This window comes from Shewanella sp. ALD9, from assembly GCF_002836315.1.
GTDB lineage: Bacteria > Pseudomonadota > Gammaproteobacteria > Enterobacterales > Shewanellaceae > Shewanella.
Genome location: NZ_PJCD01000003.1, coordinates 457,709 through 484,435 on the forward strand (window position 1 = coordinate 457,709; position 26,727 = coordinate 484,435).

Sequence of the window (26,727 nt, forward strand, 5' to 3'; positions counted from 1 at the left end):
GTTGTGCTAATTAGCGCAAATTCGGTAGCAGTTACGTCCGGCAGCTTTCGCGGAATACATGGCTTTATCGGCACGCTCATATATATTTTCTGCTTGTTGCTGCGGTTTGGACTCCGCAATACCTAAACTGCACTGAATGTTATATTCGGTGAGCTCAGAATGTTTTGGCATCATATCAATGATACGTTGGCATACTATTGCAGCGGCCTGGGCATCCCCTTGGGTAACGATCACAAACTCATCACCGCCAATTCTAAAGGCTTGGTCTGTATTACGAATGGCTTCATTAATTAATGCGGCAAAGCCTACTAATACAAAATCACCGACTTTATGGCCATGCGCATCGTTAAGTTGTTTAAATTTATCTAAATCTAATACAATTAAAGACACTTGGCCTTGCTGGCGATTAGCTCGTGCTAATGCGATGTCGATTGCCTGGCGGTAATAATAACGATTACCTAATTGGGTTAGTGCATCAAACATGGCTTGATTAGACATATTTTGATACTTCAACGCATTATTCAACGGTTGAATTAATATGCCTTCAAGTTGCTCTAAAGTGTGTTTTTGCGCCGAACTAAGTGCTACAGACAACTGATAGGTTATGATAAACGTATCTTGGTTATCGTTAATAGTACGTTGCAGTTCAATACCGTAGTGACGTCCCCAAACAAACTTTTGTTTGTCTAGGTTCAATTGTAGTCCTTTAATCGGCAAATGTTGTCCTAGGATCTTGCCGAAGCAGGCAAAAACTGTCCGAGGATCTAAACTTCCATGTAGTTGTTGAATCACTTGAATAAGGTCCAGTTCGGGTTCCATATTCAAGTAAGCGTCTGAACGGTACCAGTAATCTTCAGGATATAATTCTGTCGCTATTGAAAAATCCATAATATTGGTTCCAGTACGTTACAACTAATTACCATATTGTTAGCAATAATCGTGCCTATGAAAAATTTTCTATAGTTATTAATTGGTTGTTGTTTTACTGTAGTGCTAACAAACGTTTTATTTCCCTTTCGACAGTTTTTTGACAAGGAGCCAAAGCCACAATGGAACACAGTATTTTTATCCATATTTTGTTGATGCTTGTGATTGCTATTGTGGCGATTGCATTGTTACGTCGACTCGGCTTACCGGCCATTTTAGCTTATTTACTCACCGGGGTTGTTAGCGGCCCCAGCGGTTTTCATTGGTTTACCCAATTACAAATGCAATCTGTGGCTGAGTTAGGCGTAGTGCTACTGATGTTTACCCTAGGACTTGAGTTTTCGGTACCGAGGTTGTGGGCAATGCGCCGAACTGTTTTTGGCCTGGGTAGCGCCCAAATGCTGGTAACAGCCTTTGTGGCTGGCGGCATTGCTATGTTGGTTGGGCAAAATTTAGTGGCTGCGGTGGTGATCGGTTCGGCTATTGCGCTGTCGTCAACGGCCATAGTGTTAAAGCTGCTTAATGAACAAAACTGGTTAAGGCGCAGACACGGCGAGCTGTCGGTCAGTGTATTGTTATTTCAAGATTTAGCGGTGGTGCCGCTATTGATTTTAATGCCGCTATTAGCCAAAGGCGGTGCTGAAATGAGCTTCAATAGTATCGCGTGGGGATTACTCACCGGTATTTTGGCCTTTTTAGGATTAATGTCATTTGGTAAATGGATATTGCCACGTATTTTTGACGAAGTAGCTCGCTCACGTTCAAATGAATTATTTGTATTATCTACCTTAGTTGTCGCTTTAGTGACGGGCGCGTTTACTCAATGGCTTGGATTATCGATGGCGTTAGGGGCATTTATTGCTGGGATGTTACTTGGCGAAAGCCAGTATCGACGCCAGTTAGAGGCTGACATAAGGCCATTTCGTGATTTATTAATGGGTTTGTTTTTTATTTCCATCGGCATGCTACTGAATTTCGATTTAGTGATGCAATATTGGTGGCAAGTGTTATTGATTTTGGCAGGTGTGGTGCTCACCAAAATATTAATCGTGCACGGTTTGCTCAAACTTGTGGGTGAAAATACTAAGGTATCACTCAGTACCGCAATCAGTTTAGGTCAAGTCGGTGAGTTTAGTTTTGTGTTACTGGCATTAGCAGTAAATTATCAATTACTCGATACCGAAGTAAGCACTGTGTTAGTCGCCGTGGCGGTCATATCTATGTCAATGGCGCCTTGGCTGATCCGTCACAGTGTTGATATTGCCAAAAAGGTTAGCGGCAATAAGCTGCCACCTAAAAATGAACCGATAGAAATTGTATTGCCTCATTCTGACGAAAGTGATGTGGTACTGATTTTAGGTTACGGCCGCGTAGGGCAAACGATTGCACGCTTTTTGAAAACAGAAGCGGTGCCTTATATGGTGCTTGATTTAGATCCCACCAGAGTGACAGAAGCGAGAGCCGCAGGCGAAAATATTCATTTTGGTGATGCTTGCAGAATGGCGCTATTGAAGAAGATGGGCATTCGTCAAGCGAGCTTAGTGGTGGTGACATTTTGCGAACCAAGGCAATCTGAAGAGTGTTTAGCCGTGGCGCGTAAACTGGCTCCCGATGTAAAAATATTGGTGCGCACTCGCGATGATGCGAATCTACATGAGCTTAAAGAAGCGGGGGCGACCCAAGTTATCCCTGAATCACTTGAGGGCAGCTTAATGCTGGTGTCGCAAGTGTTGTTTAAATGTGGCGTCCCCTTAGCGCGGATTATTAAACGCTTGGAATCTGAACGTCGTAATCATTATCAATATTTACACGGTTTCTTTTCCGGCACAGAAACTGATTTTACCTTAGATTTACTCCATGCTGTGTCACTGGCTTCAGGTGCTAGTGCGGTGGGTAAAACCGTTGCAGATATTCCATGGCAAGCTTTGGATGTTGAGCTTAGAGCGGTGCGGCGTAAAGGCGAGGAGATCGATCCACCCCCCCCTGAGTGGATATTAAGGCGTAACGATATTTTAATGCTGGTGGGTAAACCGCGCAGTATCGAGAAAGCTGAAGAGTATTTACTGCAAGGTTAAATATAGCTTCATATTATTGCTACCAAGCACCATGCTGAAAAGTGATGGTGCTTTTTTATTTTATTTTATTTTATTTTATTTATTTTGCATCCAATATTAACTTTGGTTCGTATAAACACTATTGGGGCTTTTTTATCAATATATGCGCAATTAGCCTGTATCAACTATATCGAACCATCATAGGGAAACGTGGCAGATTATGGATCAAGACACCTTACTTAACTTATTAAGTGCTAGTGCAGATGGAGATAAACAAGCGTTTGCTGATTTATATCAATCTACCAGTGGCCAGTTATTCGCAGTTAGCTTAAAAATGCTCGGTCGACGTGAGTTAGCCGAAGAGGTATTACAAGAAGCCTACGTAAAAATTTGGCATAACGCGACAGAATATCAACACGGAAAAGGATCGGTTCTCACGTGGATGATCAGTATTGTTCGTTACCGAGCCTTAGACATGTTGCGTTATCAAAAGGTCAGAAAGGAAGATCCACTTGAAGATGGCCAAGAAGCCATTTTTGAAGAGCATATCAATGATGACGGGCCTCAAGTTCATAAAAATAAACTCGACCAGTGTATGGGAGAACTCGAGCCTCAGCAGAAACAAGCAATTCATCTCGCTTATTATAATGGTTTATCGCATCACGAAGTTGTGGGGCACTTAGATTTACCATTAGGCACTATTAAGAGTTGGATCCGTCGTGGTTTACAACAATTACAGAGGTGTTTATCGTTATGAATTATCGTGATCCTCAATTAAAAGACGCATTAGCAGCAGAATATGTGCTGGGTACATTGCGTGGCCAAGCTAGACGTCGGTTTCAAAAATTAATGATGCAAATTCCCAGTCTGCGTGAAAGCACTTGGTTATGGGAGCAACATTTACATGGCATGAATCAATTGTTAACGCCGATAACCCCAGATGAACGGGTTTGGCAACAAATCAGTATGTCGCTAGGGTTTGTTGATAATGTGGCCCAAGCACCATCGCCAGAAACCTCAAATGTGGTGCCTATGGCAACACGTAACCGTTTATGGAAGGGATTGGCTTCAATGGCAAGCGCAGCAGCCATTGTTATGGCTGTTTTAGTTGTGAATAATCAGCCTGTACCAGTTGCTACATCGCAGCAAGTTGCGGTAGTGCAAAGTGCACAATCTAAAGCATTATGGCTGATTGAAGTCACCTCCAATACGATTGAAGTGCGCTCTACTAGTAACCTTAAGCCACTGGCGAATAAAGACTATGAGTTATGGATGGTGGCTAAAGGTGTCGAAAATCCAATTTCATTAGGCTTACTGCCTAAGTCAGGCAAGTTAACATTGGTGAAAAACAGTCAATTTGATGACATGGATATTGTGGCTCTGGCGGTGAGTTTAGAGCCTTTGAACGGCTCACCAAATGGCTTACCAACAGAGGTATTGTATACCGCAGAGCTAGCAATTTTATAAAGCCTTGATGATAGGGTGATGCTTCAAAGCATTGATGTGTTACCACGCTAACATTTAAGCGGCCAATAGTGAGACTATTGGCCGCTTTTTTATGGTTGCAACTATCTATTGGCGATCGATGAATCACCGGTTAACGGGAAATTGTTAACGACTCATTTCTGAGCGATCACATACTAAAGGATTGTATTGAAGAAATTGTATAGAGGGGGCTGTATTGAAAGGACCATATTGATAGTTCATTATGCAGAAATTAACATTTTCATTAAATTAGTAAAAATAGTTTATTTATAAATTCATTTAAATTCAGTGTGTTAATTTTTTATTTAATTTATTTCAACAAAAGTTACTAAAACCTGCATCCAAAATGGAACCTGAGCCGTTTACTGATATGACTCTACTACATAACAAGGAAATGGTCATGAAAGTACTAAAAATATCCCTAATCGCCAGTATCGTATGCAGCACTTTATTAGGCGCTAATGCATTTGCGTCAAGTCACCGAGAAGCACCCAATATCACTCGTTTTCCAACATTAGACTCTACCGACTTCTACGCTTTTAATAGCTACGAAGCTGGACGTGAAGATTACGTCACTCTTATCGCCAACTATATTCCACTGCAAGATGCCTACGGCGGACCTAACTATTATGCGATGGATCCTGCTGCGGTATACAGCATTCATATCGATAATGATGGTGATGCTATAGAAGATTTAACCTTCCAATTTAACTTTACCAATGAGCTTGCCAATAATAATCAAGGTATTGCGCTAACGGTTGGTCCTGCTGACAATCAACGTAGTGTGTCAGTACCGCTTAAAAATATTGGTGGCATTACTGCTGCGGATCAAAGTGCAGCAAACTTTAGCGAGTCGTATGAGTTAACACTTGTTAAAGGACCACAAAATAGTGGTAGCGCAACAGCGTTAACCAATACTTCAGGGGCGATGTTCCATAAGCCACTGGATTACATTGGTAATAAGAGTTTCGGTGATAGCAGCGCGTATGCAAGTTATGCGGGTCAATTCATCTACGAATTTAATCTCGATGGTTGTGCAAGTCCTGGCAAAGTGTTTGTTGGCCAACGTAAAGATCCTTTCGTGGTTAACTTAGGCAAAACCTTTGATTTGGTCAACTATGTGCCTGTAGAAGGTGATAGTGCACCGGGCGCTGGCGACCAAGGTGGATTTCCAGGTGGCATCACTCAATCTGTTGATAATGATGATTTGATGGATAAAAATGTCACAGCCATTTCAATTGAAGTGCCAAAGTCTTGTTTAACGACTCAAGGCAACGGCACCATTGGTGCATGGACTACCGCCAGTTTACCGCAAGCGCGTATATTAAATCCAAATGCCAAAGTGGGTAAAACTGAAGTCAACGGCGGCGCATTAACTCAGGTATCTCGTCTGGGTAATCCACTGGTTAACGAGTTAGTGATTGGCTTAAAGGATAAAGACACCTTTTCGACTTCACATCCTAAAGATGACACTCAGTTTGCTGACTATGTGACGCACCCGAGCTTACCAGAGTTGCTTAACATTCTGTTCAAAGACGCGGTTAATCAAACGTTGGGAACAAACATTGAAACGTTAGCGCCAACTAACTTCCCTCGTACCGATCTTGTTACTGCATTTCTCACTGGTTTTGCTGGTGTTAACCAACTTGAAATGGTGACTCCTTCAGAAATGTTGCGTCTTAATACCGGCATTCCGGCAAAATCACGTGATATGCAGTCAGCTTTTGGTGTGGCTGGTGATGATTTAGCCGGTTTCCCAAATGGTCGTCGTCCGGGTGATGATGTGGTTGATATTGCACTGCGCGTGGTAATGGGACGTTTATGTTACCCCATCCCAGTCAATGGTACTGACACGGATTTAGGCCTTTGTACCAGTGATGATGCCAGCGTTGGTAACGTGCCATTTACTGATGGGGCACCCGTTGACGCGACCATGATGATGGATCACTTCCCTTACTTAGCGACGCCGCTTTCGGGCTCAAAATAAGGAACATAAGATGAATATTTCTATTCGATATGCGACGCGTCAAGCGCTTAATAATCTCGCTAAACCAGTGGTATTAATCAGTGTGCTCAGTGGCGGTTTTTTAGCTGGTTGTAACTCAGATGATGATGCGATGACCATGGTTAAAAACAGTGCGCCAATGGTGAGCAGTGTCATGCTATCCACCGTGACTGAAACGCCAGTGACAGATCAAGTGATAGCCACCGATAAAGATGGTGATGCATTAACGTTTACTGTGATGAGTGAACCGACGCTTGGTACGGTTAGTTTAAAGCCAAATGGCGAGTTTACTTATACTCCTGCCAATGAAGTGACTGGCATGGACAGTTTTACTGTTGCTGTGAGTGATGGCGTAAACGACCCTGTGGTAGCGATGGTGAACATTACTATTGATGCACAGCAAGTGATGTTTTCAAGCTTAAGTCGTCAGGCATTTTTACAACCAAGCCAAGCTGCACCTTTACGTGTTAATGGCCGCATGGTTGAGAACGATGTTTCAACGGCTGATTTTTACGACGACTTATTACTGGATTAATAGTGAGAGTTCTATTCGCTAGCTTAAGTTTATAACACAGGACCAAATATCTATCTTATTCATCCAATGAATGATTATCTCAGCTGAGAAGTAATGATTAATTAGATCGATATTCATAGCCAAGGATGGCATTAAGGAGGCGTTATGCAAGTGATATCAGGGCGATTAACACCAATGATAAAGTACCCTCAATTTAGCCTCAATATTCAATTTTACATCAATATTGTAATGGTTGTCAGTGCATGTTTGTTGATGGTAGGCAACAGTACTGCGGCGCCATATACACCAAAAGATACCAGTGAAGTTATTGCGACCTGGAAAGTGTTTAATGATACCGACAAGCAAATGAGCTTAGACGACATCAGTGATTTTATTGAACAAGGACAATATCCCGGTGAAGCTGACTATCGCTACGGTCGTGCAAAAGCTTGGTTACAAGCCAAAATGGCCAATGCCAGCCCCGATGCGCAGACCTATTATTTATATGCTCGAGTATTACAGCATCAACACCAATTTGATCGGGCGATAAAGGCGTTAGAGCGCTCCATTGAATTAAAACCGACTGCGATAAATAGTTGGTTATTAAAAGCCAATATTCATCTGGTACAGGGGGATATTGTCGGTGCAAGGCAAGCGTGTTTAACCCTAATCGGTAAAGCCGATATTTTGTTGATTTCTACCTGTGCTTTAGAAGTGACCAGTCAAAATGGCAAACTGGCCGAAAGTTATCAAGAGTTAGCTCGGTTGTACCAGTTGTATCAACCTAATAATGAACCAGAAAAACGTTGGATAGTGCAAATTCTTGCTGACATGGCATTTAAGCAAGGTATGGCAGAAGAAGCATTGAGTTATTTAAATCAGTTAGATATGGACAATGCTCCGGTTAGTTTATTAGCGCTATGGTCTGATATTGAGTTGGCATTAAATCAACATCAACAGGTGTACGATATGCTCTCCAGTGTCGTCAATAATAACGCTGTTCAAGACGACGCACTATTATTGCGCTTAGCGATAGCGGAAAAATCCCTTGGCAATACTGTTAAATGGCAATGGACTTTTGCCCAAAGAGTTAAACTGCGCGAGCAAAGACAAGACAGCTTGCATGCATCCGATCTGGCAAAATATTATTTAACTATTGATATTCAGCCCCAAAAAGCACTTTACTGGGCCAAAATCAACTGGCAGGTAGCACGTCAAGACAATGATCGGATACTTTTAGAACAGGCTAAAGCATTGTTGAGGAAGACTAAAAATGATAAAAAGTCAGTACAAGTCAGTCAGAACCTCGTTGTCGATCATGTAGCAAGTTAAGGATAAACCAGTGAAGGCATTTACACGTTTTTTTTCGGTGATGAAAGGTGGATTATTACTGCTAATGTTACTGTTTAGTCATGGCAGTTTAGCCCATCAAATGAGCACCAGTTATTTGTCTGTTAACCTCGATAAGCACGGGCAAATTCAAGGTGATTGGCAAGTGCGTTTTTTTGACATAAACCAAGTTGTCCCTATTGATGATAACCAAGATGGTGAGCTTACTTGGGGAGAGTTACAAGCTCATCAAATTGCGATAGTAGATTATTTACGTTCATCTTTGGCAATAAGCCGAGAGCAAGATTGCCCACTGAGTTTTAATCCAACACAGCAAGTTGACCAACACTTTAGTGAAGGTTATCTAGTCAGTTCATTTCAGGCTGAATGTGATAGCCCTGGAGTGTTGACTATTAATTATCAAGCTTTCTTCAATATAGACACTGATCATAAAGTGATTACCACCATTGCAACGCCCGATCATCAATACGCTCGAGTGATCAGTAACGATAACCCGATAATATTGATTAACTTAGCTGAAAGTCAGCTCAGCGATACATTTGCAGAATATGTTTATCAAGGGATTATTCATATTTGGAAGGGCACTGATCATATCTTATTTTTATTGGCGTTGTTATTAACCTGTGTGTTGGTGCGTGAACAACAAAAATGGCACCCGATAGATAAGCCTAAGCAAATATTTAAAGACACAGCATGGATTATTACTGCATTTACATTAGCGCATTCGGTAACGTTAACAGCCACCGCATTGGGACTGATTAATTTTAGTAGTCACTGGGTTGAACTGGGCATTGCATTGTCGGTGTTGTTTGCGGCGCTTAATAATGTCTGGCCGATTGTATTACGTTTAGGCTGGATTACGTTTGCGTTTGGCCTGTTACACGGCATGGGATTTGCTGGAGTATTAGGCGAGCTTGGCTTGCCTGAAAATCAAAAACTATTAGCGATTCTTGCGTTTAATGTTGGCGTTGAAATCGGCCAGCTGGCGATTTTAGCGCTAGTGCTGCCTGTATTGATGTTTCTACGCCATAGACTTTGGTATCGACATTGGGGCATGCAGCTCGGTTCAATTGCGATTGGCCTCATGGCGATTCAGTGGTCTGTAGAACGTTTTTAGTGTTTACCAATGAATAACTAGTCAGCTTTAAATAGTGGCTAGTTATTCATTGAGATTGTATTGCTTAAGTAACCTTGTATTCGACCGTGGCTAACTTATGCTCGGCTTACATTTGGCATATGTTCTATTTATGTTTGAGACGGGTACAAATAACCGACGTCAGTAGCCATTAGTCAGACATTCGCCCACCTTAAATTCCTCTTGGTAATATCTCCCAACGACTCAAGGTTAAAATTGGCTTTAGTGGTAAGCAAACTTTTGTGTATGTTAATTCGTATGATGATACAGATTATTGCTGTATCTGAGCTTTAGCGACCACCCAATATGTGTAATCGCAATAATATAGCGTGTTTGAACGAGTTTTTTGTTCGAAAGATCAGCAAAGCCTAGATATTGCCTGCTTTCTTCCATAGAATGGCAAGTTAACTTTTTTATCAGCAGCCATTGTTTATTTTGCTGCGGTTTTATTAGGTATATTGATGTCGGCGAAACTGTTTAATCTCCCCATTAAGCTTTCATTAGAGATGATTGCGAAACTGTTTTCGGCCACCCAAATTCAAAAAGCGCAAAACTATTTGATCCAAGGTCGAGTTCTAGAAGTTACTGCCAGCAGTAATAATCATGATATTGAGGCCTATGTTGAAGGATCTGCTGCTGAACCCTATCGTCAAGAAATCACCCTAGTTAATGTGAATCACAAAATTGTGATGCGTTCACATTGTACTTGCCCTGTTAGAACAAATTGTAAGCACGTTGCCGCAGCAATGCTGGCACTGGTCGATAAAAAGCCGGTTGAAGAGCAGCGTATCCACCAATGGTTACGCCAACTTGACGAGCAAAAAACGGTTGCCGAGTTTGAAGAAGAGGACGAAGAAAAAGACCGTATTATTTATGTGTTATCTAACGATCCTCATGGCATATTTGTCGAATTTAAACGCAGTAAATTTAATAAAAAAGGTCAATACAATAAAGGCAGCAAGCTAGCATTAGCCGATATTCGCTATAGCATGCCATGGTGGATTGACCCTGAAGATAAACAGATTATCAGCTTGTTATTGTCATCAAATAATCATGGTTCTAAAATTTATATTGAAGGTGAGATTTCATTTTTAGCACTGACTAAAATGCTCACCGCCGAAGTGTGTTTTTGGGAAGAAAATCGTATCCCCCTAACATGGGCTAAAGCCGTTGTGCCTGAGTTTGTCTGGTGTGAGATTGATAAAAAACATACCCAAATGCAAATGCGCATGCCTGGGCTGGATAATTGGGAGTTTATTGCTACCGAGCCACCTTTGTATGTTGAATTAGACTATCTGCATCTAGGTAGAATAGAAACTGATTTACCAGTTAAAAAGTTAAGTTTATTGCAACACATGCCGCCAGTGCCCTTGGCTCAAGTAGATGCCATTAGTCATAAAATGCTCCAGCATTTTTCGCCTAAAACGGTGCCTGTGCCGAGTGAAATTGATTTTTGCGAGATAACAGACTCACTGTTAACACGCTTAACCTTTACGCGTGAGCTCATTGCCAACAACCCGATTCTGCAACCGGTTATTCGAGTTGATCATTGTTACGGTGAAATTACCTTTAATGCATCGACTAAACCCGAACGCATAAGCTTAGTCAAAAAAAATCAAGTTCAGTATCAAGTGCATAGACATGTCGAGCAAGAACTCGCGGCATTACAGTCATTAGCGGATATAGGCTTAGTGACGCTTGAGCCAGACGCTACGCTGGCCAGTTCACAACAACCCTACTATGTCAGTGTCGGCTTATTACCAGAGTCGATTTTTGAATGGTCTGAATTGACCGACAATGGTCTTGATGCGTTAACTGCGCTGGGTATGGATATTCATTTTGATGATGACTTCGACTTACAAATTACCGATGCACAGTTAGATGTCGACTTAGTTGACGATGATGAGTCTGGCTGGTTTTCGTTATCGCTCAGTGCCGACATCGATGGTCAAAGTGTACCGTTATTAGCCTTAGTTGCCCGCTGGTTACAACAAAATGGTGAACCAGCAGACGATGATGAATTGCTATTACCTGGCCCTAATGGCGGTTTTATTAAAATCAAAGCCAAAACCATTAAGCCGCTGATTAGTATTATCCAAGAATTATTTAATCGTCATTCTGGCGATGTCATTTCGATACCACGCAACCGTGCGCATATTTTGAATGATTTATCTGCCAGTGACGTGCGTTTACTCAATGGCGAACGTGTGCGCAATTTAGCCACCAAACTCGCAGAGTTTAAAGGGGTGGTTCCGGTTGAGTTACCCGATGGCTTAAATGCGACATTACGTGATTATCAAAAACAAGGTTTTGACTGGTTGTGTTTTCTTAAAGAATATCAACTAGGTGGTATTTTAGCCGATGACATGGGCCTGGGTAAAACCGTTCAAGCATTGGCATTTTTACTCAAAGCCAAGCAAGACGCTACCGAGCGTCGTACCAGTTTAATTGTTTGTCCCACTAGCTTAGTGGGTAACTGGTTAAAAGAAGCCAATAAGTTTGCACCGTCGCTGAATGTAGTGGTGATCCACGGTAATAAACGCCAGCCGTTATTAGATCAAATTAACCAGTTTGATGTGGTCGTAACAACCTATCCATTAATGTTACGTGATGAAGCCATTTATTGTGAATATGTGTTTGAGCATATTATTTTGGATGAAGCACAACAGATTAAAAATGCCCAAGCAAAAGTCACCCAAGTGATTAAAACCCTTAGAGGTAGATTTCGCTTATGTTTATCGGGTACGCCGCTTGAAAACCATTTAGGCGAATTAAAATCATTGATGGATTTTTGCTTGCCAGGTTTATTAGGTCAGCATACTTACTTTAATAAACAGTTCCGTGGTCCGATTGAGAAGCAAGCTGATGTTGAAAAGTCGCAGTTACTGAGTCAGCGTATTGCTCCTTTTATGCTGCGCCGCACTAAAAAAGAAGTGGTATCAGAATTACCTGAAAAAACCGTGATTATTCAAACTCTGGAACTTGAAAGAGATCAACGTAATTTGTACGAGTCTATCCGTTTAGTGATGGAGAAAAAATTGCGTGAACTGTTTGCCAAGAAAGGAGTATCGAGTAGTCATATTGAGTTTTTAGATGCATTGTTAAAGTTGCGTCAAGCCTGTTGCGACCCGCGTTTAGTTAAGCTTGAACAAGCTCAACAGGTAAAAGACAACGCTAAAATGACTTGGTTAATCCAAAACCTGCCTGAAATGATTGAAGAAGGTCGTAAGATCCTTATCTTCAGCCAATTTACCGGCATGCTGGCACTCATTGAAGATGAACTAAAACGCTTAGCTATCAGTTATAGCAAGTTGACAGGCCAAACTCGTGACCGTCAGACCCAAATTGATTCGTTTCAAGAGGGTGATAACTCGGTGTTTTTGATCAGTTTAAAAGCCGGTGGAACCGGACTTAACCTTACTGCTGCGGACACGGTTATTCATTTTGACCCGTGGTGGAACCCTGCCGCTGAGCGCCAAGCGACCGATCGCGCTCATCGTATTGGCCAGTTAAATCCAGTGTTTGTTTATAAACTCATTGCCCAGGGCACCGTTGAAGAGAAAATTCAAGAAATGCAGCAGCACAAACAAGGTTTGGCAGACAGTATTTTATCCGATGGTACTCAAGGTCCATGGCAGGGCAGTGCGAACGATTTATTAGCATTGTTGAGTTAATCGTTGAGTTAATAACACCAAAATCACTTGAACTAGCGTGTAGATTCGCGAAACTCAAGTGATTTAGCGGTTATCAATTACCCTAGATGAACTCGATAACATTGGCTCAAAAACATTGACTCGATACATTTTTGGCTCAATAAGCTTTGGCTCGATAAGCTTTGGCTCGATAAATATGGGCTCGATACACGTTGGCTCGATAAACATTAACTCGAAAATGGAGATAAGCCTTGGTTGCAATGTACTTTAAACGTGGTTCATCAGCGCCAAGACAACGGCGTTCGTCTCGTGCGACGCCCGCTGAGCACACAGCTTATTTTGAACAGGTGTTTACCGTTCTTCGGCTTCATCCTGAGAAAATTGCCATAGTTAGACGTAATATTGCTGAGTTCCAAGCTCAACCTTATTTGAAAAAAGGCCTGCACACGGCAATTGATCGGTTACTGTTGGTGTTTGAAGACGATAACGACATTGAACTGCTATATAGGCAAGTGATGAGTGATGATATTGGCCAACGGGTAAGACGCTACCCGCTGATATTTAAAGGCATAATTTCAATAGATTCAGATGCTGTGTAATTTCATTCAGCGAGTGCCTTATCAAATATAAGCACTCATCGTTATGGGCGTTCAATCACGCTAACCGTCAGACGTTCCACAAGTGGATATGCCAAACCTTTTGCGCTATTCCCATTCACTTTGCCATCATCAATATCGATATTGTGTACTGCGCCAAATTAAACAACAATCATGTTGCTGCCACTCAATACCTAAACCGATTACCTATATTCGCCCATAACCTTATTGTCATTTATCTTTTAGCTTGAGTCCTTTGAACGCTTGTAGTGGTTCCCTCCAATACCGTGCTTATCTCAAATGGTCGTTAGATTAATTCACCAAATGGCACGCCTTGCTTATTCGCCCTTATTTATTTGCCCTTATTTAGTCGTATTTATTACTAATAGTCATTATTGGGTTAGATATTGGCCATATATTTCAGCGAAATAGGATTGAGCGTTAAACAATATTCATATTGTGGATAAAATACTCAAAATGTTTACGTTTAATGGTAATACTAGTTAAGTCGTAATGCTCAAGATGATTGGGGTTCATTTTTTTAAATAATTGAAGCTATGCTGATAGTGATCAATATTATCTAAACGAGGTCGTTTAAATGATCTTTGACTAAAATTATCTTCGGTCAACACCAGCCTCGATTAATACCAGCCTCGATTAACAGCACAGGGGCAGAACCGTTAGTGAGTACGATGTTGTGGAGCTATTTTGTGAATGTTCAATAAGGAGTTTCAATATGTTAAGGACTGTTAATATGTTTTACGATTCACCGCTAAAAAATATGCTTGATGAGCGCTTTTCTGTGCAAGCTTTGGTTCATCTCGTGGTATCACTCTTTTTAGTTTCATCGGTAAGTATTGCTTATGCAGAAACGCCAGTATCCAAAACTGATGGCAAGCCATTCTCCCATGACACAGTCGTAGAAGTTGCTCGAAAACTGTCCCAGACCCCCTTTGTTGAACCCAAACAAGCCCCCGAAGCACTGACTAAAATAGATTACTCAACCTATCGTCAAATTAATTTCCAACAACATGCTGCTATTTGGGGCAATGCGCCCACGCCTTTCTCGATACAACTATTTGCTCCTGGGTATATCTATAAACAGTTGATTGATATCGACGTGGTCGAGAATGGTAAATCATTTCCGGTAGCAGTATCTGAATCATCCTTCAGAGTGCCAGATGAATCAATTGGCAAATTACTGGAGCAAGTCGGTAAATATGCAGGTTTTCGTTTGCATTACCCGATCAATCGCGATGATTATAAAGATGAATTTCTTGTGTTTCAGGGCGCCAGTTATTTTCGTGGGGTCTCTAAAGGGCAAGCGTATGGCTTATCTACCCGCGGACTTGCCATCAATGTTGCCGATCCTAAAGGTGAAGAATATCCTTTATTTAAAAAGTTTTGGATTGAACGTCCATCCAGTCATCAAGAGGCGATTGTGGTCCATGCGTTACTAGACAGTGTGAGTGTAACAGGAGCCTATCGTTTTGCTATTTACCCTGGCGATCCGACCCGAATGGGTGTCGATGTTAAGCTTTTCCCAAGGCAGGATGTTAAGAATGTGGGTCTGGCTCCGTTAACGTCAATGTTTATGCATGGCGGCATCGATCGCGCTGATACTGCTGATTACCGTCCTGCGGTGCATGACTCTGAAGGCCTGCTAATGGAAAAAGGTAATAATGAGAAAATCTGGCGTCCGCTGAATAATCCTCGTGGATTACAGGTGAGTTCTTTTATGGATGAGAATCCTAAAGGATTTGGTTTGATCCAGCCACATCGAAAATTAGATTATTATCAGGACCTTGAAGCAAATTATCATCTTCGTCCATCTGCGTGGGTTGAACCAACGGGTGATTGGGGTAAAGGTAGAGTTGAACTGGTTGAAATTCCATCTGATTCTGAAGCCAATGACAATATTGTTGCCTATTGGAAGCCAGAACAAGGTTTGAAAAAAGGCCAGCCATTCGCCTATTCATATCAATTGACCTGGGTGGATCAGATCCCTAAAACCGAAGGCAAAGTAAAAGTGGTTCGAACTGCTGGTGGTCGCAAGTTATCGACGGATAAAAATGAGATTGTTATCGATTACAGTCACATTAATGCCAATGATATCAGCCATATTCGCGTCGATGCCAGTATCAGCAGCGGCGCTATTTTAGAATCACGTATTGAGTCTAATCCCAGTGTTGATGGTGCCAGAGTTTTTATCACGTTCGATCCGCAAGATGCTGAGGTTGCAGAATTACGTGTACAGCTAAGCAACAAAGATAAACCGCTTGGCATGACATGGCTGTATCGCTTTACTGCAGAGGACTGGCCTTTATGATAGACAATAATAATCCTCTGTCTGCTCACGTTAACAATACCTATCATGATGCACGTGCATTGCCAGAGGAATCGCCACTGCTGATGTCTCGTCATGAGGTTTCTGAACCAGGTCATAGATTAACTCCGAGTCAACAAACCGTGTGGTTTACGCTGCGCACATTTGTTGCACAGTTATTTGTGTTTATGGTTACAGCAGGCTTATCGACTTATGGCATAAGAGAAATGTATTTGGTGCTTAACACCAATGCCATTACCAGTTTGCAAATGGTTTTTTTGCTGTTGTTTAGCATTAACTTTCTGTGGGTTACTTTTGCTTTTTCACAGGCACTATTGGGTTTTCTGTTGCATCTAAAACCGCGCCTAATTAAAGAGAATGAGACAGAACCAGAGTTCAAAACGGCGGTATTGCTGCCTATTTATAATGAAGATCCGCTGCGTATTCGGGCCACAATAGAGGCGATGAGTGCAGATTTAATCGCTACCGCACCGGGTAAATATGCTTTCTTTATTCTCAGTGACACTAATCGAGCTGATGCATGGATTGCTGAGGAACAGACTTTTCTAGATCTTATCAATAACAGCCAACCACAGTGTCCGGTTTATTACCGTCGTCGTCACCAAAACAGTGAACGTAAAGCCGGTAATATCGGCGACTGGGTTCAGCGTTGGGGCGGTGATTATGAGGCAATGTTAGTGCTTGATGCTGACAGTATCATGAGTGCAAAGTCGATGGTGACATTATCACGTCGTTTAGCTGGCGCACCTGGCGTCGGTCTTATTCAAACCTTACCGACACTGGTGTTTGCCAATACGCTTTACAGCCGTTTGCAACAGTTTGCCAATCAATGCTTCGGTCCTATTTATGCCGAGGGTTTGTCGGCTTGGCATGGTTTGTCCTCAAATTTTTGGGGCCACAATGCCATTATTCGCACCAAAGCATTTGCTGAGTCCTGTCATCTGCCTATTCTGTCCGGTAAAGCACCTTTTGGCGGCCATGTATTAAGTCATGACTTTATCGAAGCGGCGTTGCTGCGTCGTGCAGGCTGGGGAGTTCGTTTTGATACCGATATTGAGGCTTCATTTGAAGAAGCTCCACCGTCGTTAATTGATGTGATGATCCGTGACCGACGCTGGTGTCAGGGTAATTTACAGCATTCAGCATTTATGTTTGCTCGCGGTTTCTCATTGCCGACGCGGTTGCATCTTTTGTCTGGGGTGATGTCTTACCTGAGCGCCATTTTTTGGTTAGCCCTGATTATGGTCGGGCTTGCTATTGCGGTTCAGGCGGCATTTATACGTCCAGAGTACTTTGCCAATCCATCGCTGTTTCCAACCTGGCCAGTGTTTGATTCTGAGCGCGCATTAAGCCTGTTTGTGGTGTCAATGGCCATTGTGCTGGCACCTAAAGCATTTGGCTGGTTTGCTGCCTTGATTAATATTCCGCGGTGTTTACGATTTGGCGGGCCAATATTGTTAACCTTGAGTACCTTGTTGGAAATGATCATGTCTGCTCTGTATGCACCTATTCTGATGGTGTCGCAGTTTGGCGTGGTGTTGTCTATATTTCGAGGCAAAGACAGTGGTTGGATGCCGCAATCTCGAGACGATGGTGCATTGAGCTGGATGTCAGTGATGCGTGCTCATCTTGGTCATACCGTGTTTGGGGTTGCGCTTGCTTTGACCGCACTATCGCTCAGTACAGAACTCTTTTACTGGTTATTACCGATTACAATAGGGTTGATGCTATCGATCCCTTTGTCTTGGTTAAGCGGCGGCGCGAGGCGAACTAAATGGATTAAAACAGTCGGATTACTGCGAGCGCCTGAAGAAAAAAAACCAGTTAACATTTTGGTTAAAGTGAAGGAAAACGAGGCTAATTTGCCCCATCTACGACACATGCATCCGTTCAGTCGGTTGGTTAATAATCCTTTATTATTTAAATGGCACCTTGCGCAGTTACCTGATTTAGGTGAGCAAAAGCCGACGTTTTATGCCCCGAGAATTATTGCGGAATGGAAATTAAACCATGCTGAAAGCTTATCGCAATTAGAATCATGGTTGGAACCCGCAGAGGTGATAGCATTATTAAGCAATGCGGATTATCTACAGAAATTGAAAACAATCGGTAATTAATTTCTATCACTCGTCTTTGTAACAAGTACTAAAAAAGCCGCTCAATAATGTGTTATTAAGCGGCTTTTTTAGTACTTAATACTCAGCAATTAAGATTAGATTTAGGCTCTAGATCATTATTTAGGCTGAGCCATTGCTGACGTTACAGCATTATTTATGTTGAGCCATCACTCGGGTTGCAAACTCACTTGGTCCGGCCAAAATAGCCCGGCCCACAGCCACTAAATCAACCTGTTCAGTGGCTAAAATGGTTTCGATGTAATCAATACTTTCAATGCCGCCGACACCAATCACTGCCGCTTTCGTTGTACCTGTCAGCGGCGCTGCATCTTCAACTAAAAAGCCCTCGCCGCGTTTGTCTTTAGGGCGATTCCAGCCCCCAATGCCTGATGAAACATTAAGTATTTCAACGCCCGCATCAACTAGCCATTGGCTAACGTGGCCCATATCGTCATGAGACAAACCACCAGGGTAACCGTCTTGCCCAGGAATGCGGGTCATTACTGCTAATCTTGGCGCCGCTTGTTTTATTTTACTGACTATTTCGATCAATATTCTGGCGCGATTTTCAAGGCTGCCACCGTATTGGTCTTGGCGTTGATTAGTGAGCGGAGATAACCATTGATTAATACCGTAACCGTGGGCACAGTGCAGCTCGACTAAATCAAATCCGGCTTTGTCAGCACGAATGGCAGCACTAACAAAATCCTGCTGCCATTGATTGATATCATCCAATGTCATGGCTCTAGGGGTTGGTAATACACGATCATATGCTGGCACGGTAATGCCTGACGGCCCCATAATATCAGCGCTAATACCTGCACTGTCTTTGCCGCCGCAATGGGTAATTTGTAAGCCTGTTTTTACCCCTGCATTATGTAACGTCGTGGCAATTTGGCTTAAGCCGGGTAAGCAAACATCATCATGCGCCCCAAGCTGATTAGACTCACTTCGTCCTGCCAAATTTACATGGCTGTATTCTACCATCACCAACCCTGCACCCGACTGGGCTAAATGATGGTAATGATTGATGGTCGTTTCAGTTGCTAAGCCATTTAGGTCTGCGGTTTGTGACGCCATTGGCGGCACCACTAAACGGTTTTTAAAGGTCAGTCCGTTTGTGAGTGTGAGTGGGGTAAAGCGTAACGCGGTCATTGCAACATCCTATATATTTATGGCTATCAATATGCCAGCAATCAACATAATACTGCCTGCAGTACGATTCATTATCGTTGCCGCTTTAGGGGAGGTAAATACCTGTTTTGCACTTGATGCCAAATATGCATAAGTGAGGTTAACGGAACCAAAAGCCAAGGTTGCAGTGGCGAGTATAATCATCACATCGATAAGGTCAACATGGACCATAGGCACAAAAGCAGGAAAAAAGCTGACGTAAAATATCAATGCTTTAGGATTGCCAAGGGCAATAAGCAGGCCTGTGATTAAATTTTTAAATTGGCTCACTTTCGGTATGGTTGCTAATTGAACGCCTTTGGCCGTTGCACGCAACATACTGAAACCTAACCAGCATAAATAAAGCGCACTGGCGTACTTTATTAGTTCAAACGCTGGCCCCATCGCATTGGCAATGGCGGCCAAACCAAACAAGGCTAATAGGATATAAACAAAGTCGCCCATCAGTACGCCAAGGGTAATAAAAGCGCCATGCTTGAACCCATTTGAAAATGCTCTTGATACCACGGCAAACACTGCCGGTCCCGGTAGTATCGCCAAAATTAACATAGTGAAAAATAATGCAATAACTTGCTGTAGTATCATTAAATAACCTGAACTTGGGTTTATGGGTAGAATACGGTGGTTATAATCGATTAGGTCGCGACACTAAATCGATTTTTCGAGAGTATATCGTATTTTCATAGCGTTAATGTATCGGTCTATCGTAAGCAGTCGTTTCAGTTGGTTGAATACTGTTTTATCGACGTTATGTTTTATTACTTTGGTATTGCGGTATGTCATTACGGCGTTAAGCGGTTCATTTTATAGGTGTTATTTTTAAAATTATGTTGAAAATTATTTTACTAACGCATTCACGAGAAATGGATCGTGCTAATAATACCGGCCAATTAGTCAAACACGTTTTAGGCGATAGCGCGCGGGTGGTTGAGTGGCACCGCAAACAGCCCGATGCTGAATTATTGGCTGCGATTGAAGCGGGTAAAGTAGGCTTAGTGTTTCCAAGTGATGACACTACGCAAGAGGCTGGTTTGTCATTAGCGTCGCCTGAATATTTAGTGATTATCGATGCCACTTGGCAAGAAGCGCGCAAAATGTTTAATCAGAGCCCTTATCTAAAGGAATTGCCTAAAGTGTCTTTAGTGAATCCACCTAAATCGATATACCCACTTAGGCGCAATCAAATTGAAGGTGGTTTATGCACAGCAGAATGTGTGGCATTACTGCTTAATCATGCGGGTGAAAGCGCATTATCGACAAGGTTAACCGAGCAACTGATGACATTTATTGAGCGTTAACGTTTGGAGCTGCCTGCGCCAACAGAATAATGTGACGCAGGCAGTTGTTGGGTTATAAGAGACTAAGTTGAACCGCTAAGGTTTGGCTTTATGTTGATAGTCAAAGTGTTTACGCAAACGAATGTCGGCAACCGATGCGCCAATCATCACTTCAAACTGACCTGATTCGGCTAACCAATTATTAGTGTTAACGTCCCAAAACGATAAGTCGCGTTGGGTTAGCGTAAAGCTAGCTGTTTTGGTTTCACCTGCCTTTAACCATAACTTATCAAAGCCTTTTAGCTCTTTTGCTGGACGCGGTACGCTGGCTTTAACGTCGTGCAAATACAATTGCACTACCTCGGCACCATCGACTTTACTGGTGTTAGTGACATCGACAGTAACGGTGATAGTGTCATTGCCTGCAATGTCAGCGCTTGAAAGACGGATGTTGCTGTAATCAAATTGGCTGTAAGACAAGCCATGGCCAAAGGCAAATAACGGCGCAATATTTTGCTGTTCAAACCAGCGATAACCAATAAATACCCCTTCGCTATAAACTGATTCAGTGGCGTTGTAATCGTTTAACGCTATTGGCGCAGTGTCGGTGAGCTTTTTCGGTAAGGTAATTGGCATTTTACCGCTAGGGTTTTGATTGCCCAATAACATATCCGCGTAAGCATTACCGGCTTCCATACCGCCATACCAGCCCCACACAACCGCTTTAGCGTTATCTGCCCACGGCATTTCTACCGCAGAACCGCCAATCATAAACACCACAGTATTTGGATTCACTTTGAGCAGTTTGGCGATGACCTCATCTTGTTGGCCAGGCAATACCATGTCAGGTCTGTCGATAGACTCGCGGTCATCAGCATGACTTAAGCCGCCAAAGTAGATAACCGCATCGGCTTTTTTAGCTGCGGCTAAATACTCTTGTTCGGTATTGTACAAACTGTTGGGCGTTTCCCAGCCTAAGGTGGCTTGCTTGTCGCCTTGGTAACGTAAGCTCACCGCGTAAGTTTCACCAGCAGTTAAGGTCATGGCTTTACTGATAACATGTCCTTGGTTTGCTTGGGTGCTGGCGATCAGCTGTTTATCGTTAATGTACAATGCCACTTGGCCGTCAGCTTTTATGTTAAAACTGTGGCTGCCCGTTTCGATAGGTTTGATGTTGGCTTTAATATCGACAAACTGTTTTTGGCCTTTGGCATTAAATTGCGGATCGGCTATCCATGATTCACTGGCGAGCTGGGTCATTTTGTTGTCATTGTAATAATTAATTTGCCACGATGGCGTGCCTGTCCAATGACGAGTGGTGAGATAGTCATTGGGTATCGGCATAAACTGGCTGCTGGCTGGACACATTAGTTGAATGTCGACCTTGTCACCCAGTTTGGCTTTTAAACCGGCTAATGGGCTGATTTCGTAGAGTGCTTTAACTTCTGATGAGCCGCCACCAAATCCATGGCGTTTATCGGCATTGGGACCAAGTACCAAGACATGTTTAAGTTTGTCAGCGTGAAGCGGTAATACCTTGTTATCGTTTTTAAGTAATACAATGCCATTGGCGGCAAGTGTGCGAGCATCATCACGGTGAGCTTGAGTGTTACGCTCGCCGGATAAACGGTGTTTATCCATCATGCCGATGCTGAGTTGCACCCGTAAAATACGGCGGACTTTATCATCAAGTACCGATACTGGTACTTTACCAGCGTTAAGCATCTCGAGTAGCGGTTTTGCCATAAAGTAATCGTCAAAATCAGCGACATCTGTGCCCATTTCAATATCAAGGCCGTTCATGGCGGCATCATAAGTGTTGATGTCGACGTTCCAGTCGGTAAGTAGCACCCCTTGAAAGCCCCATTCGCCTTTTAAGATAGTATTGACTAAGTGCTTGCTCTGATTGGCGTTAGTGCCTCTAAATTCGTTATAGGCGCCCATAATGGCATGTACGTTGGCTTGTTTTACCGCCGCTTCAAACGCTGGTAAATACACTTCACGCAAGGTGCGCTCATCAGGTTTTGCATTTACTTTTGTGCGGTTGAGTTCTTGGGTATTAAGGGCATAATGCTTTACGGTGGCGCCGACATCATTGGCCTGAATCGCTTTAATTTCAGGCACTACTAAGCTAGCTGCTAAAAATGGGTCTTCACCCATGTATTCAAAGTTACGCCCATATAACGGTAGGCGCGCGAGGTTTACACCAGGGCCCAAAATAAGATCTTTATTGCGATGACGTGCTTCGGCGCCAAGCACATTGCCGTGCAGCGTGGCCATGTTGAGATCCCAACTGGCGGCGATGGCAGTTAATGGCGGTAAATAGGTCGAGTAATCATTAGTCCATCCTGCGGGTGCCCATGAGTTGCGATCGATTTCGTAGCGCACACCGTGTGGGCCGTCTGACATCCACATTTCATGTATGCCTAAGCGCTCAATAGCAGGTATGTGAAACTTGCCCGCAGCATGCACTAATGACACTTTTTCCTCTAAGGTTAATTGAGGTAATAAGCGGTTAATGTCATCTTCGACTTGGCTGATACGATTGCCAATACGCAGCTTTTCATTATCTGGTAACACCGTTAATGCATGTAAGGTTTGTGGGGTAATCGTTGGGTGTGCCGCCAGTGCAGCGTGGCTGACACCTAAGCATATAAGTGATGAAACACATGCTGTAAGCGCTTTCTTTTTATGATTTGACGAGATGTTGCCGTGCTGTGGCTTAGCCATAACGAGGTCCCTGTGTTATTTGAAATTGATAAAGATATTCGCGGTAAGTCGTCCTGTTTTAGGACTGCTATCGATGTCTGTTGCTGAGTTGACTAACGTCGAGTGGAGTAGGTTGCCGGGATAAATGACTAAACGATTTGGCCGATATTGAACCTGATGATAAAGGGTGTAGTGATCATTACTATCGACCACATAATCAGGCGTCAGCGTTTGTTGTGCATCGACAACCGGCTGTGCCTGACTAAAGTAATGGTCGATGTTATGTGGTGTTATCTGTTCATATTGCGTGGTGTTATGGCGAAAAAATCCGGTATCACCATGGTCGCCATTATTGAGATAGTGCAGAATCGCAAAATAGTGCGGCTCTGGGGTGTCAAAATGTGGCATGCATTGCAGCGGCAATAAACGTTGAGCAGGCTTGTCGATAACCGAAAACACGCATTGTTGGGGCTTTAAGCGTAACGAGTGTGGCACCTTGTAGGTGTCATATATCAACTGATATACCGCATTAATTACGTCGATTACATATTGTTTGGGCAGCGGTGCGCGCTGCCCTGGATAGTATGAACCTTGGTCTTGATTAAATTGACTATCATCTATCGCAATATCGATTAGCGGCGACAGATCAGCGCCAAAGTCATCAATGATAATCACCGGCGTTTGCTGTAGGCCAATAAACTCAATCTGGGGCGTAAATGGCCCCACCTTGATAATACTCTTGCTTGATAGAGTATTCTTGCTTGATATCGTTTGGTTGTTCGATGAGTCGGTTGTCATGTTACAACCTTACATGCTGGCTGATTTACAGTAATGCTGCACAAAATCATGGTGCGCTGGCAAGGTATCAACTTTACGTTTTACCGTTGCTTTAATGCTGTTTAAAAAGCTGGTTAATTCCGCTTCGTCCATCATGTCGACAATAGGATGATATTCTTTCGGCATTAAGCCTTGGCCCATCATCACTTGTATCCACGAGCTTTCACCAAACAATTCATTGCCGTATTTATAGACTTTGCCTGATTGGCTGAACATGTCGATACGATGTTGTAATGAGGCTGGAATTGGCATGTTTTTACAGTAACGCCAAAAGCGACTGTCTTCGCGATCAGTGACCTTGTAATGCAAAATAATAAAGTCGCGAATGTTATCCATTTCAACTTTAGTTTGTTGATTGAATTCAGCAATATCGGTATCTATAATGCCTTGCGACGGGAACAGCTGTAATAGGCGCACTATGCTGCGTTGGATCATATGAATGCTGGTGGACTCTAATGGCTCTAAAAAGCCGGCAGCTAACCCTATTGCTATACAGTTTTTGTTCCAATGTTGACGACGAGTACCCGTTTTAAACTTAATCACCCGAGGTTGATTGATCGGCGCGCCTTCAATGTTATTGAGCAATAATTCAGTCGCATCAGCATCAGAAATGTATTTACTGCAAAACACTAAACCATTGCCGGTGCGGGTTTGTAACGGGATACGCCATTGCCAACCAGACTCTCGGGCAATCGAGCGGGTATATGGAATTGGTTTTTGAACCGCTTCAGTTTGTACTGCAATGGCACTGTCGCACGGTAACCAGTGGCTCCAATCTTCAAAGCCAGTGTTTAAGGTTTGCTCAATAAGCAACGCTTTAAATCCGGTGCAGTCGATAAATAAATCGCCTTCAATTAACTCACCATTTTCAAGCTTTAACGCGCGGATATTACCCGTGTCGTCGTGTTGTAATACGTCGGCGATTTTACCTTCGATGCGGGTCATGCCATGGTGTTCGGCAAATTTACGTAAAAATTTAGCGTAAAGGCTCGCATCCATATGGTAAGCATGGTTGTAGTCTTGATTAGGTAATACGGCAAATCGGCCTTGGCGAGCAGCTAAATGCTCGGTGCAATAGTCGCCAATGTCACTGACTAGGCCTTGTTGCTTGCCTTTAAGCCAAAAGTGCTGAAAGCCACAAGCCCAGCAGTCTTTACCTAAAAAGCCAAATGAATGCAGGTAGTCTTTGTTGACGTCATGCCAGTTTTCAAACTGGATACCGAGTTTGAAGGTGGCATTAGTGGCTGCCATAACGTCTTGCTCTTTTAACCCAAGTAAACGATGGAAAATATGCAAGGTTGGAATAGTGGCTTCACCGACACCAACAGTACCAATTTCGTCAGATTCTACTAATACAATTTCAAGATTTTTGCCCAACAGTTTGCTAAAGGCGGCTGCGGCCATCCAACCTGCGGTTCCACCACCGGCAATGACAACTTTTTTGATTGATTTATTCATCTTGGGCATCCTGTTTGGCTTGATATCTTGCTGTGTTCAGCATTATCGTTTTAATTTATTGATTAAGTCTGCACGTATTTTGCGGGCCGTTAATTCGTCTAATGGCTTAGTTTGCATGCCTTTCACATTGTCGGGAATATGACTGTCATCAACATCGTCATGATCGAAAATGTAGTGTTCGAATATCGATTTCCATGCTTGGCGCTGAGCTTTAGGCAGAGAGCGTAAGCTTAATATACTGTGCAATAAGGCATTGTTAGGGCGGCCTAAAAAGCCAGGAGTATCCCGCCACCAGTGGGTAATGAGTACGTTAAAGTCATCGACGCCACGAACATGGTGCCACCACATGCTGGGAATAAATAATACATCACCAGGGCTTAGCTCTGCTGTTAGGCTGGCGTCTAATGCCTGCTGAAAACGCGGGAAACGTTCAAAGTCGGGGTTCGCCATATCAACGAGACTGATGTCTTGGCCACCGGGTGCCAGTTCCATGGGGCCAACATACAAATTACTAATTTGCTCGGGTGGGAATAGGGTAAAGGTACGCTTACCAACCACGTTACACGCCAGATTTAGCGGAAAGTCATAATGAGCAGCCACCTTGGTTTGATTGCCCAGCCAGATGCTGGTTAACGGTTGCATGGGCGCTAAATCTAAACTGTTTTGTGCCCCTAAACCGGGTAAACATTGGTGGATATCGGTCGAGCCCATGTACATTCCCGCAGGCATGTCTTTAATCATTTCTTGGCTTAATCGGTCTAGCAGCTGATTAAAGTCCAATCGGCCGGCTTGATAATTAAAACCATCAAGTTTTTCATTGTAAAACACTCTACCCTGTTGCTCTGGCGGTAAATAATACGCAGTTACTGGCATGCCTTGATAAAACTGGCGCAGGTAAGTCATCGCACTTTGTGCCGACTCTAATCCTGCCTGGACCAACGGCCAATGGCGACACAGCCCTTTAAATACCATGGGTTTGTCGGCATCACGGATTAAGTCTATGACGTTCTCTAATGTACATTCATTGATACGTTCGACTTGCTGCAGTGTTTTGACCGTTGTCATCACT

At 43.1% G+C, this 26,727-nt stretch carries 19 protein-coding genes; 12 read left to right on the plus strand and 7 right to left on the minus strand.

Annotated elements, in window-relative coordinates; all coding sequences use genetic code 11:
- Nucleotides 1-6: 6 nt before the first annotated feature.
- The gene (locus tag CXF88_RS09660; protein ID WP_101086648.1) at nucleotides 7-888 is read right to left on the minus strand and encodes a GGDEF domain-containing protein; all 882 of its coding nucleotides are present in this window, start codon (nucleotides 886-888) and stop codon (nucleotides 7-9) included.
- 161 nt (nucleotides 889-1,049) lie between these two features.
- Here CXF88_RS09660 and CXF88_RS09665 point away from each other — a divergent pair, with 161 nt between their 5' ends.
- The 11 genes from CXF88_RS09665 (at nucleotide 1,050) to mdoH (ending at nucleotide 18,183) form a co-directional block, all read left to right on the plus strand.
- The gene (locus tag CXF88_RS09665) at nucleotides 1,050-3,002 is read left to right on the plus strand and encodes a monovalent cation:proton antiporter family protein (protein WP_101086649.1); all 1,953 of its coding nucleotides are present in this window, start codon (nucleotides 1,050-1,052) and stop codon (nucleotides 3,000-3,002) included.
- Between the two features lie 199 nt (nucleotides 3,003-3,201).
- Nucleotides 3,202-3,738 (plus strand): sigma-70 family RNA polymerase sigma factor, encoded by a 537-nt coding sequence (locus CXF88_RS09670; RefSeq protein WP_011636768.1) that lies wholly within the window; start codon nucleotides 3,202-3,204, stop codon nucleotides 3,736-3,738.
- On the plus strand, nucleotides 3,735-4,448 hold the full coding sequence (locus CXF88_RS09675; RefSeq protein ID WP_101086650.1) for an anti-sigma factor: 714 nt from the start codon (nucleotides 3,735-3,737) through the stop codon (nucleotides 4,446-4,448). Before CXF88_RS09670 ends, CXF88_RS09675 begins: the two co-directional genes overlap by 4 nt.
- 418 nt (nucleotides 4,449-4,866) lie before the next feature.
- Nucleotides 4,867-6,453, plus strand: coding sequence for a DUF4331 domain-containing protein (locus tag CXF88_RS09680; RefSeq protein ID WP_011636770.1), 1,587 nt, complete (start codon nucleotides 4,867-4,869; stop codon nucleotides 6,451-6,453).
- 10 nt (nucleotides 6,454-6,463) lie between these two features.
- The gene (locus CXF88_RS09685) at nucleotides 6,464-7,006 is read left to right on the plus strand and encodes an Ig-like domain-containing protein (RefSeq protein ID WP_157822790.1); all 543 of its coding nucleotides are present in this window, start codon (nucleotides 6,464-6,466) and stop codon (nucleotides 7,004-7,006) included.
- A gap of 144 nt (nucleotides 7,007-7,150) precedes the next feature.
- Nucleotides 7,151-8,317: a tetratricopeptide repeat protein gene (locus tag CXF88_RS09690; RefSeq protein WP_101086651.1), complete on the plus strand. Its 1,167-nt coding sequence runs from the start codon at nucleotides 7,151-7,153 to the stop codon at nucleotides 8,315-8,317.
- A 10-nt stretch (nucleotides 8,318-8,327) separates the two neighbouring features.
- Nucleotides 8,328-9,452 (plus strand): HupE/UreJ family protein, encoded by a 1,125-nt coding sequence (locus CXF88_RS09695; protein ID WP_101086652.1) that lies wholly within the window; start codon nucleotides 8,328-8,330, stop codon nucleotides 9,450-9,452.
- 479 nt (nucleotides 9,453-9,931) lie between these two features.
- A complete protein-coding gene (locus CXF88_RS09700) occupies nucleotides 9,932-13,144 on the plus strand; it encodes a DEAD/DEAH box helicase (protein WP_101086653.1) in 3,213 nt (1,070 codons plus the stop codon).
- A 239-nt stretch (nucleotides 13,145-13,383) separates the two neighbouring features.
- Entirely contained in the window at nucleotides 13,384-13,722 is a 339-nt protein-coding gene (locus CXF88_RS09705; protein ID WP_242445150.1) for a hypothetical protein, read from the plus strand.
- 751 nt (nucleotides 13,723-14,473) lie between these two features.
- Nucleotides 14,474-16,048: a glucan biosynthesis protein G gene (locus tag CXF88_RS09710; protein WP_242445128.1), complete on the plus strand. Its 1,575-nt coding sequence runs from the start codon at nucleotides 14,474-14,476 to the stop codon at nucleotides 16,046-16,048.
- Nucleotides 16,045-18,183 (plus strand): glucans biosynthesis glucosyltransferase MdoH, encoded by a 2,139-nt coding sequence (gene mdoH, locus CXF88_RS09715; RefSeq protein ID WP_101086655.1) that lies wholly within the window; start codon nucleotides 16,045-16,047, stop codon nucleotides 18,181-18,183. The genes CXF88_RS09710 and mdoH overlap by 4 nt, the downstream gene beginning before the upstream one ends.
- Before the next feature lie 150 nt (nucleotides 18,184-18,333).
- On the opposite strand, the gene CXF88_RS09720 is transcribed toward mdoH, so the two are convergent.
- On the minus strand, nucleotides 18,334-19,338 hold the full coding sequence (locus CXF88_RS09720; RefSeq protein ID WP_101086656.1) for an NADH:flavin oxidoreductase: 1,005 nt from the start codon (nucleotides 19,336-19,338) through the stop codon (nucleotides 18,334-18,336).
- Nucleotides 19,339-19,347: 9 nt separating this feature from the next.
- Nucleotides 19,348-19,962, minus strand: a complete 615-nt coding sequence (locus CXF88_RS09725) for a LysE family translocator (RefSeq protein ID WP_101086657.1) — start codon at nucleotides 19,960-19,962, stop codon at nucleotides 19,348-19,350.
- Nucleotides 19,963-20,204: 242 nt separating this feature from the next.
- Here CXF88_RS09725 and CXF88_RS09730 point away from each other — a divergent pair, with 242 nt between their 5' ends.
- Nucleotides 20,205-20,675 carry a tRNA-uridine aminocarboxypropyltransferase gene (locus CXF88_RS09730; RefSeq protein ID WP_101086658.1) on the plus strand — a complete coding sequence of 157 codons (471 nt, stop codon included), beginning with the start codon at nucleotides 20,205-20,207 and terminating at the stop codon, nucleotides 20,673-20,675.
- 75 nt (nucleotides 20,676-20,750) lie between these two features.
- Here the strand turns inward: CXF88_RS09730 and CXF88_RS09735 are convergent, their stop codons facing one another.
- The 4 genes from CXF88_RS09735 to CXF88_RS09750 are packed head-to-tail and all read right to left on the minus strand — an operon-like array spanning nucleotide 20,751 to nucleotide 26,723.
- Nucleotides 20,751-23,384, minus strand: coding sequence for a glycoside hydrolase family 3 C-terminal domain-containing protein (locus CXF88_RS09735; RefSeq protein WP_101086659.1), 2,634 nt, complete (start codon nucleotides 23,382-23,384; stop codon nucleotides 20,751-20,753).
- Between the two features lie 15 nt (nucleotides 23,385-23,399).
- A complete protein-coding gene (locus CXF88_RS09740; protein WP_101086660.1) occupies nucleotides 23,400-24,161 on the minus strand; it encodes a DUF6445 family protein in 762 nt (253 codons plus the stop codon).
- Nucleotides 24,162-24,170: 9 nt separating this feature from the next.
- Nucleotides 24,171-25,658, minus strand: a complete 1,488-nt coding sequence (locus CXF88_RS09745; protein WP_101086661.1) for a tryptophan halogenase family protein — start codon at nucleotides 25,656-25,658, stop codon at nucleotides 24,171-24,173.
- Between the two features lie 42 nt (nucleotides 25,659-25,700).
- On the minus strand, nucleotides 25,701-26,723 hold the full coding sequence (locus CXF88_RS09750; RefSeq protein ID WP_101086662.1) for a cupin-like domain-containing protein: 1,023 nt from the start codon (nucleotides 26,721-26,723) through the stop codon (nucleotides 25,701-25,703).
- Nucleotides 26,724-26,727 lie beyond the last annotated feature (4 nt).